The 12,583-nt window shown below is 65.9% G+C and carries 10 protein-coding genes; 6 read left to right on the top strand and 4 right to left on the bottom strand.

From position 1 onward, the window contains the following. Together MKK82_RS22045 and MKK82_RS22050 are read left to right on the top strand one after the other, a co-directional pair. Positions 1–463: tyrosine-type recombinase/integrase (locus tag MKK82_RS22045; RefSeq protein ID WP_243986868.1), on the top strand; the 463-nt coding region annotated here is incomplete at its 5' end. Between the two features lie 638 nt (positions 464–1,101). Beyond that, a complete protein-coding gene (locus tag MKK82_RS22050; RefSeq protein ID WP_243986870.1) occupies positions 1,102–2,775 on the top strand; it encodes a TadE/TadG family type IV pilus assembly protein in 1,674 nt (557 codons plus the stop codon). A gap of 18 nt (positions 2,776–2,793) precedes the next feature. Here MKK82_RS22050 and MKK82_RS22055 read toward each other — a convergent pair whose 3' ends face one another. After that, positions 2,794–3,312 carry a MucR family transcriptional regulator gene (locus tag MKK82_RS22055; protein WP_243986871.1) on the bottom strand — a complete coding sequence of 173 codons (519 nt, stop codon included), beginning with the start codon at positions 3,310–3,312 and terminating at the stop codon, positions 2,794–2,796. Positions 3,313–3,406: 94 nt separating this feature from the next. Next, positions 3,407–4,108, bottom strand: a complete 702-nt coding sequence (ctrA, locus tag MKK82_RS22060; RefSeq protein WP_243986872.1) for a response regulator transcription factor CtrA — start codon at positions 4,106–4,108, stop codon at positions 3,407–3,409. A 419-nt stretch (positions 4,109–4,527) separates the two neighbouring features. On the opposite strand from ctrA, the gene fliI reads away from it, so the two are divergent. The 3 genes from fliI (at position 4,528) to MKK82_RS22075 (ending at position 7,672) form a co-directional block, all read left to right on the top strand. Beyond that, positions 4,528–5,892, top strand: a complete 1,365-nt coding sequence (fliI, locus tag MKK82_RS22065; protein WP_238285693.1) for a flagellar protein export ATPase FliI — start codon at positions 4,528–4,530, stop codon at positions 5,890–5,892. A 150-nt stretch (positions 5,893–6,042) separates the two neighbouring features. Further along, positions 6,043–6,450, top strand: coding sequence for a flagellar export protein FliJ (gene fliJ, locus MKK82_RS22070; protein WP_238285692.1), 408 nt, complete (start codon positions 6,043–6,045; stop codon positions 6,448–6,450). A gap of 154 nt (positions 6,451–6,604) precedes the next feature. Then, positions 6,605–7,672, top strand: coding sequence for a lysylphosphatidylglycerol synthase domain-containing protein (locus tag MKK82_RS22075; RefSeq protein ID WP_238285691.1), 1,068 nt, complete (start codon positions 6,605–6,607; stop codon positions 7,670–7,672). Between the two features lie 315 nt (positions 7,673–7,987). Here the strand turns inward: MKK82_RS22075 and flhA are convergent, their stop codons facing one another. Next, entirely contained in the window at positions 7,988–10,135 is a 2,148-nt protein-coding gene (gene flhA / locus MKK82_RS22080) for a flagellar biosynthesis protein FlhA (protein ID WP_238285690.1), read from the bottom strand. A 230-nt stretch (positions 10,136–10,365) separates the two neighbouring features. On the opposite strand from flhA, the gene MKK82_RS22085 reads away from it, so the two are divergent. After that, positions 10,366–10,965, top strand: a complete 600-nt coding sequence (locus tag MKK82_RS22085; protein WP_238285689.1) for a hypothetical protein — start codon at positions 10,366–10,368, stop codon at positions 10,963–10,965. A 296-nt stretch (positions 10,966–11,261) separates the two neighbouring features. Here the strand turns inward: MKK82_RS22085 and MKK82_RS22090 are convergent, their stop codons facing one another. Continuing rightward, positions 11,262–12,512, bottom strand: coding sequence for a capsule biosynthesis protein (locus MKK82_RS22090; protein ID WP_238285688.1), 1,251 nt, complete (start codon positions 12,510–12,512; stop codon positions 11,262–11,264). Positions 12,513–12,583 lie beyond the last annotated feature (71 nt).

Consider the following 12,583-nt stretch of genomic DNA (forward strand, 5'->3'; position numbering starts at 1 on the left):
CCGGTCCAAGGTCGACCAGGAGGGCAGGGGGTTCGAGAAGGCGATCCCGCACGGCCGGTTCGTCCGGCCGGTGGCGCTCGTGCGGGAATGGCTCGACGCGGCCGGGATCTCGGCGGGTCCGGTGTTCCGGCCGGTGTCGCGGTCGGGGAGGGTGCGGAAACCGGCGCAAGTTGCGCCAGTTTCGGATGACCTAGTTTCTGGGCAAGTTGCCCAGAAACCTCCTCGCCTCACAGATCGTTCGGTCGCCAACATCCTGCAGAGCTACTGCGCCGCCGCGGGGCTCGATGCCTCGACGTTCGGGGCGCATTCGCTGCGGGCCGGCTACATCACGACAGCGGCCGAGCGCGGTGCGGACCTCGCCCGGATCATGGATCAGTCCGGTCACCGGGATCCGCGGACTGTTGTCGGCTACATCCGGCGGGCGAACGCCTTCAAGGGGCACTCGGGCAGCGGGTTCCTATGAGGGGTTGGAGCAGCTGTGCGAAGTCGCGCTTCAATCCTCCGGCGTGACGCAGGTCCCCATGAAGGCCTTCCGCTCAGGTCCTTCCTTGAGCTTCTGACTGTCTGCCCGCTGCCAACAGCGATTGAGCACCGCTGGGTCAACAGCCGACGCAGCTTCCTCGCCGCCCGATGTTGCGTCTAGAGCCGGCTTTCGCGTTCGGTCAGACGTGCTCTGTGCGCCTCCCGCGACAGGGAGGCAGGCGAGGGCGGCCAGAGCGGCGAGGAGCGCGAGAGAGCGTCGCATGGGTTGTCTGCTAGTGCTTCGAGTGACGAGCCGGCATCGTGAGCACCATCTGTAACGAAGGTACAGCCCGGCGGCCTCGCTTCGATCATGGATCAATCAGGCCATTGCGAGCCACGGCCGGCAGCTGACCACGTCCGGCGAGCGAAGGTCCTCTAAAACATTCAGTAGGAGAGTTCCGATAAGATGTTTCTGATTTGTTTAAAATAGGCATGAACCGCCGACAGTAAGTTTGAATTAACCGATTTGCGAACCTGCTAGGAGCCTGTCTTTAGATAGAACGTTTTCGACGGGCAATGCCTCAGCATTCTAACACAAAAGCCCGGCTTCAGAGCCGATGTCTTGCAACACTCAGCAAGTTGCTTCTGCGTAGCCGTGACGGCAACGTCGCGATCCTGTTCGCCTTCCTCAGCGTGCCGATGCTGATGCTCTCCGGTGCGGCGATCGATTACGGCTTCGCGACCCGGCTTGAGACGAAGCTTCAGGGGGCGACCGACGCCACCGCGCTCCTCCTGTGCCAAACGCCGTTGACCACGACGACGGCCGACCTCAACGCGATGGCGCAGACGACGATGACCGGCGCCGTGGGATCGGCCAATCTCGTGGTGGACCCGCTGACCATCGCCAGCGACCCGCGCCAGATCACCCTGACGGCCCATAAGCTGTCGACGACCTTCTTCGGCAAGCTCACCGGCACCACGCGCATCAATCCCGGCGCCAAGTCGCAATGCGCCACGCCGCTGCCCAAAACCTTCGAGATCGCCCTAGTTCTCGACAACACCGGCTCGATGGCCGCGTCGAGCGGCGGCCAGTCGAAGCTACAGGCAGTCCAGACCGCGGCGACGAACTTCGTCAACTATGTCTACAGCAGCAATGCCTTTTCCAGCGCGACTCGCATCGCGCTCGTGCCGTTCGCGGGCGCCGTGGCGGTTGATCCGTCCACTTACCGCTATGCCTCATGGATCGATGTAAACGGTCAGTCGAGCTATCACTGGATCAACGTAAATTCGCTCAGCGGTACAGGCTTCACCAGCCGGTTTGATATCTTCAATAAGCTTCGGACGGCTTACTCCGGCTGGGGCTGGGCAGGCTGCTTGGAGACGTTGCCATATCCTCTGAATGTTCAGGATGGAGCACCGACTTCGGGCAACAAGGACTCGCTCTATGTTCCGTTGTTTGCTCCCGACGAACCGGGCGATGGCAGCACAGGTTATGGTAGCTACACCTACATCGGCACTCAGAATATAAGCTTCAACAGCTACATCGACGATTACACAAGCAGTGGAAGCTGCGCTAAACCGACCCAGAGCACAACTTTCGCTGCCGCTGAAGGCCGCGCTTGTAAATATCTCAATCCGCAGGACGCTTCACCGACATCACTGAATTCCTATACCGGCATTCCGAACGGGCCCAATTTCGGCTGCACGACCCAGCCACTGCAGCGGCTTACCAAAGACACGGCCATTCTGAAGAACCTGATTAACAAGATGGCGCCCCTGGGGTCGACCAACATCCATGAAGGCTTCATGTGGGGCTGGCGGACGCTCTCGCCGCTCAGCGTTTTTGCAGACGGCGCCGCCTATTCCTCTAGTTCCAACACCACGAACGCGAACACCATAAACAAGATCATTATCCTGATGACAGATGGAACGAACAGCTGGCCAGACAATCCTTACACCAACTATAATAACTCAATGCACTTCGCGTCTGGCTATTTCAAGAATGTAGATGGGTCCAATCCGAACAGCCGTCTTCCATCCTCTAATCAGAACGTTTCAGATGCGAGCAGTGCCCGAAATGCTCTCGATGCACTGACGGCCCTCGCATGCAAGAATGCGAAAGCCGTCAACATATCCATTTACACGATCGGCTTTAGCATCTCATCAGACCCCATCGACGCGGCCGGCCAGACGCTCCTAAAGAACTGCGCTTCATCGTCGGATCAATATTTTCTCGCCAATACTTCCGACGATTTGCTTGCCGCCTTCCAGAAGATACAGGCCAGCATCGGGAAATTACGGCTAACGCAGTAACGCTATCTCAGCGCAGCGTCAGGCGCCTACCGGCTCCTCCGCCTTCCGCGGCCGACCGGCGCGCTTCGGCTTCTTGGAGACGGTCTCAGCAGGATCTGCAGCCTTCGGAGCCGCCTTCCGGCGCTGATTGCCGAGGCCGAGGCTCTTAGCAAGTTCGGAGCGCTGCGCCGAGTAGCTTGCGGCCGTCGTGGGGTAGTCCCGCGGCAGGCCGAAGCGCTGGCGATACTCATCGATCGTCAACCCGTTGCCGGTGAGGTGCCGCTTCAGCGTCTTGTACGGCTTGCCGTCGATGAAGCTGATCAGCGCGTCCGGGGTAATCGACTTGCGGATCTGAGCCGGGGTAGGCTTCTCGACTGCCGGAGTACCATTCGCGACGCTCTGCCCGAGCCCAGTGAGCGCGGTGTGCGTGCTGGCGATCAGCTCCGCTATATCGGCAGGCCGTACCGAGTTGTTGGACACGTAGGCCGAGACGATATCGGCCGTGAGTTCTACATAATCGATGGCTTGAGCCTCGATCGTCCCTGCGTTCTCGTCCATGTCGCACCTGCTTAAGCGAAGCAGGACGTTTGTACCGACAAACACTGGAAATCAATACGAGCTGAAGCTCTTCGATGTTTCTACTGGAAAATTCTTAACCCGCCATGGCGCGCAGCTCGGGCTCTTCGTCTCGCAGTACGTAGCCGCGGCCCCAGACGGTCTCGATGTAATTCTTGCCTTGGCTGGCGTTGGCGAGCTTCTTGCGCAGCTTGCAGATGAACACGTCGATGATCTTCAGCTCCGGCTCGTCCATGCCGCCGTAGAGATGGTTGAGGAACATCTCCTTGGTGATTGTGGAGCCCTTCCGAAGCGCGAGGAGTTCCAGCATCTGGTACTCCTTCGTGGTCAGCGGAATGCGCTTGCCGCCGATCGACGCCATCTTCTCATCGAGGTCGATCAGGAGATCGCCGATCGCGATGGTGGATTGGGCATGGCCCTTCGACCGGCGCACGATGGCATGGATGCGCGCCACCAGCTCGTCCTTGTGGAACGGCTTGGTGAGATAGTCGTCGGCGCCGAAGCCCAGACCCTTCACCTTGTCCTCAATGCTAGCCAAGCCAGAGAGGACGAGTACCGGCGTGGTTACTTTCGCCACGCGCAGGTTACGGAGCACCTCGTAGCCCGACATGTCGGGCAGGTTCAGATCGAGGAGGATGATGTCGTAGTCGTACAGCTTACCGAGATCGACACCCTCTTCCCCGAGGTCGGTGGTGTAGGTGTTGAAGTTCTCGGACTTGAGCATCAGCTCGATGCTCTGCGCGGTGGCGCTGTCGTCCTCGATCAAAAGTACCCGCATCGTCGGTCCCCAGCCCAGCCGGCCGCATCAGCGCGCAGACACGTCCTTACCGCTCGCCCGCCACCGGCCTGTGGACGGGCGCTACGTCGCCCTAGACGTGAACGCTATGGATTAATCGTTAACAAAACCTGTTTCCCGACCGCAAGCGCCGCGTTCGCAGTTCCATGAGCTTGACAGGAGAAACAGCGTTTCCCCCACCGCGCTTCAGAGCCTGATTCCGCGCCGCCCGCGTTCGAACCGTCCGCCCCCGTCGGCGTAAGTACTTCCCCCGTCACGCTTCGATCCCCGCTGTGATCGCGGCGACACAGCGGTACGACTTCGTATTGCCCGGCCGCGACCGAGACCCGGATCGAGCCGCTACGAGCCCGTTGACCGCAGTGTTAAGGAGGCCGGTAAACGAAGCGTTGAGGGCCAGGCGGATGACACACGATCCGGCAAGAGATTCGGCAAGGTCCGTGTCCTCCCTGGCGTCGGCCAGGGCAGCCCTGGAGCGGGTGGAAGTGCTGGAGACGTTCGGGCGCGTGGTGGCGATCCGCGGGCTGCTGGTGGAAGTCGCCGGCCCCGTGGCCGCCATGCGGCTCGGCGGCCGGATCGACGTCGAGGGAGCGAACGGTCTCGGGCTGGTGCCCTGTGAGATCATCGGCTTCCAGGGCGACCGCGCCCTCGCCATGCCGTTCGGCTCGCTGGACGGCGTCCGGCGTGGCTGCCCGGCCTACGTGCGCGACGAATCGGCCGGAGCGATCCGCCCGTCGGCGGGCTGGCTCGGCCGGGTGGTCGATGCCCTGGGGCGGCCGGTGGATGGGCTGGGAGCTTTGCCGCAGGGTGCGGATGTCTACGCGCTCCGCGCCGACCCGCCCCCGGCCCATGCCCGGGCCCGCGTCGGCGGACCGCTGGATCTGGGCGTCCGCTGCATCAACACGTTCCTGACCATGTGCGCCGGCCAGCGGATGGGGATATTCGCGGGTTCCGGGGTCGGCAAGTCGGTGCTGCTCTCGATGCTCGCCCGCTACACCGCCGCCGACGTGGCGGTGATCGGGCTGGTGGGCGAGCGCGGCCGCGAGGTCCAGGAGTTCCTCCAGGACGATCTCGGAGCGGCCGGTCTCGCCCGCTCGGTCGTCGTGGTGGCGACCTCCGACGAGCCGGCGCTCATGCGCCGCAACGCCGCCTACGTGACCCTGTCGGTGGCCGAGCATTTCCGCGACCAGGGCGCCAAGGTCCTCTGCATGATCGATTCGATCACGCGGTTCGCGATGGCCCAGCGGGATATCGGCCTCGCGGCCGGCGAGCCGCCCACCGCCAAGGGCTACACGCCGACGGTGTTCTCCGAACTGCCGCGCCTGCTCGAACGCGCAGGACCCGGCGTGGGGCAGGGGACGATCTCGGCCCTGTTCACCGTGCTGGTCGAGGGCGACGACCACAACGAGCCGGTGGCCGACGCGGTGCGCGGCATCCTCGACGGCCATATCGTGATGGAGCGGGCGATCGCCGAGCGCGGCCGCTACCCTGCGATCAACGTGCTGCGCTCGGTCTCGCGGACCATGCCGCGCGCCTGCGATCCGGCCCATCTGCCGGTGGTCCGGCGGGCGCGCCGGGTGCTGTCGACCTACGCCGACATGGAGGAGCTGATCCGCCTCGGCGCCTACCGCGCGGGCGCGTCGCAGGAGGTCGACGAAGCCGTGGCGCTCATGCCCCAGCTTGAGGCTTTTCTGGGGCAGGGTAAGGAAGAAGCAACGTCCATCGGCGATGGTTACGCACGGCTCGGCCAGATCCTCGGCGGGGCCTAGGCCTCATGCGCCGGTCTGGAGCCATCGCGCCAGCGGATCAGATGCCGAGTGAGTACCCGAGCGGATCTGCCTCCGGCAGGTTCGTTCAGGGGCACGGGCGGGGCATGATCCTCGGGCCGGCCCTGAGCGTTGCGTGGAGTGAGCGTCCTGATGAAATCGCGTGACACGCTGATCCGCCTGCGCCGCTTCCAGGTCGACGAGAAGCGGCGGCGCGTGACCCAGATCGAGATGATGATGGCCGACTTCCAGCGCATGGCGGTGGAACTCGACCGGGAGGTCGCCGTCGAGGAATCGCGGGCGGGCATCACCGACGTGGGCCACTTCGCCTACCCGACCTACGCCCGCGCGGCGGCCACCCGCCGGGACAACATGCGCCAGTCCGCCCAGGCCCTGGAGGAGCAGCTCGCCGAGGCGAAGGCCGAACTCGGTGAGGCCTTCGAGGAGTTGAAGAAGGTCGAGATCCTCAACGACCGCGAGCGCACCGCCGAGCGTGCCGCCGACGCGGCCCGCGATCAGGCCGCCATGGACGGCATCGGCCTGAACCGCGCCCGGGGCTGACCGGGGCGGTCCGGCGGACCCGTCGCGGGCGGCGTCCCGGGGCGGCACGAAACCGTCACGATCAGCTGACAAGGGGGGGCGCTGTGGTCGTCAGGCCGCTTGCAGCGCGTCGCGTGCCGGCGCATCAGGGGCTCTTCCCGGGGCGTCGGTATTTATGAAGAAGCTCAGCGAGTTCATCTGGCCCTTGATCGGCCTCGCCGCCGTGGTCGTATCGGGCTATTTCCTCTACCAGGAGCTGAAGACGACGTCGCTGTCGGCGATCTGGGCGGCGATCCTCGCGATCCCGCCGCACCGGATCCTGCTCGCGGCCCTGTCCACGCTCGTCGCCTACGCGGCGCTGGCCTGGTACGATCGGATCGCGCTTCTACACCTGGGCGTCCGCCACATCTCGTTGCTGTTCGTCTCCCTCTGCTCGTTCACGACCTACGCGCTCTCGCACAATATCGGCGCCTCGGTCTTCTCCGGCGCCCTCGTGCGCTACCGGGCCTATACGGCGAAGGGGCTGACCGCCGCCCAGGTGGCCGTGCTGGTGGCCCTCTGCTCGTTCACCTTCTTCCTCGGCACGATCCTGCTCGGCGGGTTCACCCTCGTGGTCGATCCGACCCTGCTCTCGCGCCTCGAGGGCAAGCTCCCCGGCTTCCTCACCGATCCCAAGACCGCGCTCGCGGTCGGCATCGGCATGCTGGGCTTCGTCGCCCTCTACGTGCTGGGCTCGATCCTGCGGCTGCGCCCGCTTCACATCCGCTCGTTCAAGCTCGAATACCCGCGCCCCGGCATCATGGGCCGCCAGCTGCTGGCGGCCCCCCTCGAACTGCTGGGCGCGGCCGGCATCATCTACTTCGCCCTTCCGGAGGCGATGAACCCCGGCTTCATCCCGGTCCTGGCGATCTTCCTCGCATCGTTCTCGGTGGCGCTCGCCTCCCATGCCCCGGGGGGCCTCGGCGTCTTCGAGATCGTGTTCATCACCGCGATGCACATCACCGACGAGGCGCAGAAGGACGCGATCATCGCGGCCGTTATCATCTTCCGGATCTTCTATTTCTGGATTCCGGCCCTCGTCTCGGTCGTCGTCGTGATCGCCTTCGAGCGCTCGCGTCTGGCCGCCGCGATCGGCTCGGGCGCGAACGGTTCGAAGGCGGTCACGGTGCCGGAGCCGCCGGTGATCGTTCCCGGACTCGACGCTCACGAGTTGGAGCGGGAGCTCAAGCAGAAGGCGATCTGAGGGACGCGGGCGTCCGCCCGGGGCATCGCATCACGAGGCCGCGGCGCGAACGCCGTTCGCATCTTCGTCTCGCGAACCCAGGCTGGAGGACGGCCCAACCGCGCATTCCGGGGCGCCGCAGGCGAAGCCGGACTCCCGGACCCGGGACAGCGCGAACACGGAGTGTCGTGCGTATCGAGACACCGCGGACTGCGCCGCGGTCCCGGATCGACGCGGTCGGGATGGGATGGTCCGTCCGGACCTACATCGTTTCAGCGACCATCCCCCGGCCATCCTTCGGCGGTGATCGCCGCGGGCATCCACCGGCCCGATCAATCAGATCGAGCTGACCGTCCGCAGCCGCGCCCGCGGGTGGATCTCCGCCTGGCTCATCACCGGGGTTTCCCGACGGAAGCGCTCGATGATCGAGCGGACGAAGGGGCGCGTCTGCGCCGAGGTCACCAGGACCGGCATCTCGCCCTGGCGCGCAGCCGCCTCGAACCGGTCGCGGACGGCAGTGACGAACTCGCTAAGCTTGGAGGGCTGCATCGCGAGGTAGCGCTCCTCGCGCTCGCCCACGATCGATTCCATGAAGGCCTGCTCCCAGGCCGGCGACAGGGTGATGATCGGCAGGGTACCGCCGTGGTCCTGATACTGGGCGCAGATCTGCCGGCCGAGCCGGGCGCGAACGTGCTCGACCACGTCGCGGGGATTCTTGACCCCGCCCGCCACCTCGGCGATCGCCTCGACGATCGCACCCAGGTCGCGGATCGAGACCCGCTCGGCGAGGAGGAACTGCAGCACCCGCTGGACCCCGGTGGTCGAGATCTGCGACGGCACGATCTCCTTAAGCAGCTCGGCATGCTCCTTCGGCAACTCGCGCAGCAGCTTCGAGACCTCGACGTGGTTGAGCAACTCGGACACGTGGGCCTTGATCACCTCGGTGAGGTGGGTCGAGACGACCGTGGCGGCGTCGACCACCGTGTAGCCTTTGAGCTGCGCCTGATCGCGCAGCGCCGCGTCGATCCAGGTGGCCGGCAATCCGAAGGTCGGCTCCAGCAGGTGCTGGCCGGGTAACTGCACCTGCCCGCCCATCGGGTCCATCGCCATGAACTGGCCCGGGAAGATCCGTCCCGTGCCGGCCTCGATCTCCTTGACCCGGACCACGTAGGTGTTGGCGTCGAGCTGCACGTTGTCGAGGATGCGCACGGACGGCATCACGAAGCCGAGTTCCGCCGCGAGCTGGCGGCGCAGGGCCTTGATCTGGTCGGTGAGTCGATCCTGACCCTCGCCGTTGACGAGGGCCAGCAGGGCGTAGCCCATCTCGAGCTTGAGGTCGTCGAGCTTCAGGAGGTCGGTGACCGTCTCCTCCTTGGCGGCCGCCGCGGCCGCCACCGCTTTGGCGTCCATGGGGGCGCCCGTCGCGTCGAGGGGCGGCGCCTCCTTGGCGGTCTTGTTGATCCGCCATGCGGCGTAACCCGCGCCGCCGCCCAGCAGCAGGAACGGCAGCATCGGCATGCCGGGCAGGAGCGCAATCAGCAGCATCACGGCCGCCGACATGCCGAGGGCCTTGGGATAGTGCGCGAGCTGCTTTCCCAGCGCCTTGTCGGCCGCGCCCTTCACGCCGGCCTTCGAGACCAGGAGGCCCGCGGCCGTGGAGACGATCAGCGCCGGTACTTGACTGGCCAGCCCGTCGCCGATGGTGAGCAGCGTGTAGCTCTTGGCGGCGTCGCCGAAGCTGAGGCCTTGCTGCGCCACCCCGATGATGATGCCGCCGACCACGTTGATGAAGGTGATCAGCAGGGCCGCCACGGCGTCGCCGCGGACGAACTTCGAGGCACCGTCCATGGCGCCGAAGAAGGATGATTCCTCCTCCAGGGCCGCGCGGCGGGCCTTGGCGGCCTTCTCGTCGATCAGGCCAGCCGACAGGTCCGCATCGATGGCCATCTGCTTGCCCGGCATGGCGTCGAGGGTGAAGCGGGCGGCGACCTCGGCGATGCGTCCTGAGCCCTTCGTGATCACGACGAAGTTCACGATGATCAGGATTGCGAACACGATGATCCCGATGACGAAGTTGCCGCCCATGACGAAGTGGCCGAACGCCTCGATCACGTGGCCGGCCGCCGCGGTGCCCTCGTGGCCGTGACCCAGGATCAGGCGGGTCGAGGCGAGGTTGAGGGCGAGCCGCAGCATCGTGGCGATGAGCAGCAGGGTCGGGAAGACGGTGAATTCAAGCGGATTGTCGATCGACAGGCCGGTCATCATGATCAGCACCGACAGGATGATCGATACGGCCAGGAGCAGGTCGAGCAGGATCGCCGGCAGCGGGAAGATCAGCACCGCCAGGATTGCCATGACGCCGGTGGCGAATAGCAGATCCGAGCGTTTGGACAGCGCCTGCAGGTCGCCGCGCGTGGGCAGCGTGAGCTGGCTCAGGATCGCGGCAGCTCCAACCCGTGCCGGCGCGCTCGCCGTCTCCGCCATCGATCCCACCCGTCGCCGCCCGCCGGAAAACCTTCCCTACGGCGTACCCGGCAAGATCTGCCGGGCGGATGGTTAGCGCGGCGTTAAGTTTTACACCGCCGACCCCTGGAACCTGGGTTGGGTCTGCCGCTTGACCGGTCGGCAACCTCTCGGGCCCGCCCCGCGTCACTCGGGCCGGCCGCGTTGCCGTCACTCGTTCGGGCGCAGACCCGAGGTTCGCGGAGATTCCCATGGCCGCACGCGCCCTGACCGCCCTGTTCGACGATTACGACGCCGCCGCCAGCGCGGTGGACCAGCTGGAGGCCGCCGGCATCCCGCATACCGACATCAGCATCATCTCGAATCGGGCCGACACCCGGAGACCTACGCCGCAGCCGTCCGAACAGCCCCCGGGTGGGACCGCGCCCGTGGTGGCGGATGCCACGGATTCCGCCGGGACCGGCGCCACGGTCGGGACGGTCCTGGGCGGCAGCGCGGGCCTGCTCGCCGGCCTCGGACTTCTCGCCATACCGGGTCTCGGTCCCGTGGTGGCGGCCGGGTGGCTGGTGGCCGCCGTGACGGGCGCCGGCGTCGGAGCCGCGGCCGGCGGGCTGATCGGCGGATTGACGGGGGCGGGTTTGAGCGAGGGTGAGGCGGAGACCTACGCCGAGGGCGTCCGCCGCGGCGGCACGCTGGTGACCGTGCGAGCTGATGAGACCCAGGCCGACCGCGCCCTGAGCCTCCTCAACCGGGCGGGCTCGATCGACCTCGACGAGCGCGCCGAAGGTTGGCGGGCGCAGGGCTGGACCGGCGGCTCCGTGGGCCCGTCGGCCGATCGTTCGGCCTCCTAGAAGCCGCGCGCCGACGCGGCTTGGCCGGGCGATTGCGATCCCGCCTCAAACCGCTCCTTAAGGCGGCGAGGCGACCGGGAAGCCGTCAGTTGATCTAATGGGCTCGGCAGCGCTCCTTCGCGGTTTGCATCCCGGCAGGCGAGTAAGGGGTGGCGCGCGCAACGCTTCCCCAGGCCGGGATGCCTTCGGGGCATGAGCCGCGCCGGGCGGACAAGACCGGATGAAGCGATCGGTCGCCGGAGCGGCGAGTTTGGGCGCCGGCAGCGCGGCGCTGCCTCGGCGCCGCGAATGACCGCTCAGGCCATCGTCTTCCGGGCAAACATGGAAGCCGCGAACAGCAGAGCGGCACCCGCCGTGATCAGGGTGATCATCAGCATGCGCCGCGGCTCGACGGAGGATGTCGCCTTCACGGGCTCTACGATCGGGCTGAAGAATTCAACCTGCCGGGCCGCGATGATGCGCGACCGCTCGTAGGCGGTGAACACCTGCTGGTAGTATTTCTCGGCATTCTTGCGGTCGCTGTCCAACGTCTCGAACCGCGTCAACGCATCGGAGAGAAGGCGCTTCTGCTCCGGATCCTGGCTGGCGGACTGGCGCTCGATCCGGGCGACGTTCTCATCGAGATCCTTGATCTGCTGCTTGATGTCGAGGATCCGGCGGGCCTCCGGGCCGAGGTCGCGCTGGCCGATGGCAAGCTGCACCGCGAGGTTAATCCGGGCCGAGCGCAGCTCTGCGATCATCTTGAGGTTGGCGATGTTCGACTTCTCCGCGTCGAGCACCCCCTCTTGGTGACGCAGATCCCGCGTCGCGAGGCGGATCTTGGTCATGCGCTCCTCGGCGAGCTTCAGCTCGCGGGTGCTCTCGGCCATCGCCTCCGTGCGGGATCGGACGCTGAGATCGTTCACCATCCGCTCGGCCTCCTTCACGATGGCCCGGGCGATGGCGAGGGAATGGTCGGGGTCGAACGCCGCGACGGTCACCGACATGATTCCGGACCCCGCCTCGACCTCGACATCGACGCGCCGCTTCCAGTAGCGAACGAACTTCTCGATCGGCTTCTCCGGGTCGAACCGCGAGAAGTAGTCGATGCTGTCGCTGCTGAACCACTGGCGCAGCGGCAGCTGCGCCTCGAGGATTTCCAGCATGGGCCGGCTCAGGATGTACTCACGGGTGATCATCGTGTCCTGAGCGGCCATCTGGCTTTGGACGCTGGAGGTGGACCCGGACCCGGATCCTCCCTCGGAGGAGCCCTTCTCGCTGGCGCCGATCGCCGGGCGGATCGCGAACCGCGCCTCGCTCACGTAGCGGTTCGATGCGATCAGGCCGTAGTAGATCGCGCCCGCCAGCACCGGCAGCACGAAGCAGATCACGAACAGGATCGGGATCCAAGGATCGTTCTTGACCTGGTTGTGATAGGACCGAATGCCTTTCTTGCGATCGGCGAAGCGCGACATGCGCGCGATCTGCCGCAGCGATTCGGAAATCGCCTGCTGCCGGTCAGTGGTCGTGACCGGCTGCCCCTCGGCTCTCCGGATCTCCATGTTCATGGCTTGGTTCCCGGCCTCCCGGCCCTGAAGGTCGATCCGTAGGTCGGTCCGCCGCTGCTGGGCACCACCGA

The organism is Methylobacterium sp. E-046 (genome assembly GCF_022829625.1).
Classification (GTDB): Bacteria; Pseudomonadota; Alphaproteobacteria; order Rhizobiales; family Beijerinckiaceae; genus Methylobacterium; species Methylobacterium longum.

Excerpts from the sequence above, each read along its gene's own strand:
- MKK82_RS22055 (WP_243986871.1), bottom strand. The coding sequence starts at position 3,312 with ATGGACGAGAACGCAGGGACGATCGAGGCTCAAGCCATCGATTATGTA.
- ctrA (WP_243986872.1), bottom strand. The coding sequence starts at position 4,108 with ATGCGGGTACTTTTGATCGAGGACGACAGCGCCACCGCGCAGAGCATC.
- fliI (WP_238285693.1), top strand. The coding sequence starts at position 4,528 with ATGACACACGATCCGGCAAGAGATTCGGCAAGGTCCGTGTCCTCCCTG.
- fliJ (WP_238285692.1), top strand. The coding sequence starts at position 6,043 with ATGAAATCGCGTGACACGCTGATCCGCCTGCGCCGCTTCCAGGTCGAC.
- MKK82_RS22075 (WP_238285691.1), top strand. The coding sequence starts at position 6,605 with ATGAAGAAGCTCAGCGAGTTCATCTGGCCCTTGATCGGCCTCGCCGCC.
- flhA (WP_238285690.1), bottom strand. The coding sequence starts at position 10,135 with ATGGCGGAGACGGCGAGCGCGCCGGCACGGGTTGGAGCTGCCGCGATC.
- MKK82_RS22085 (WP_238285689.1), top strand. The coding sequence starts at position 10,366 with ATGGCCGCACGCGCCCTGACCGCCCTGTTCGACGATTACGACGCCGCC.
- MKK82_RS22090 (WP_238285688.1), bottom strand. The coding sequence starts at position 12,512 with ATGAACATGGAGATCCGGAGAGCCGAGGGGCAGCCGGTCACGACCACT.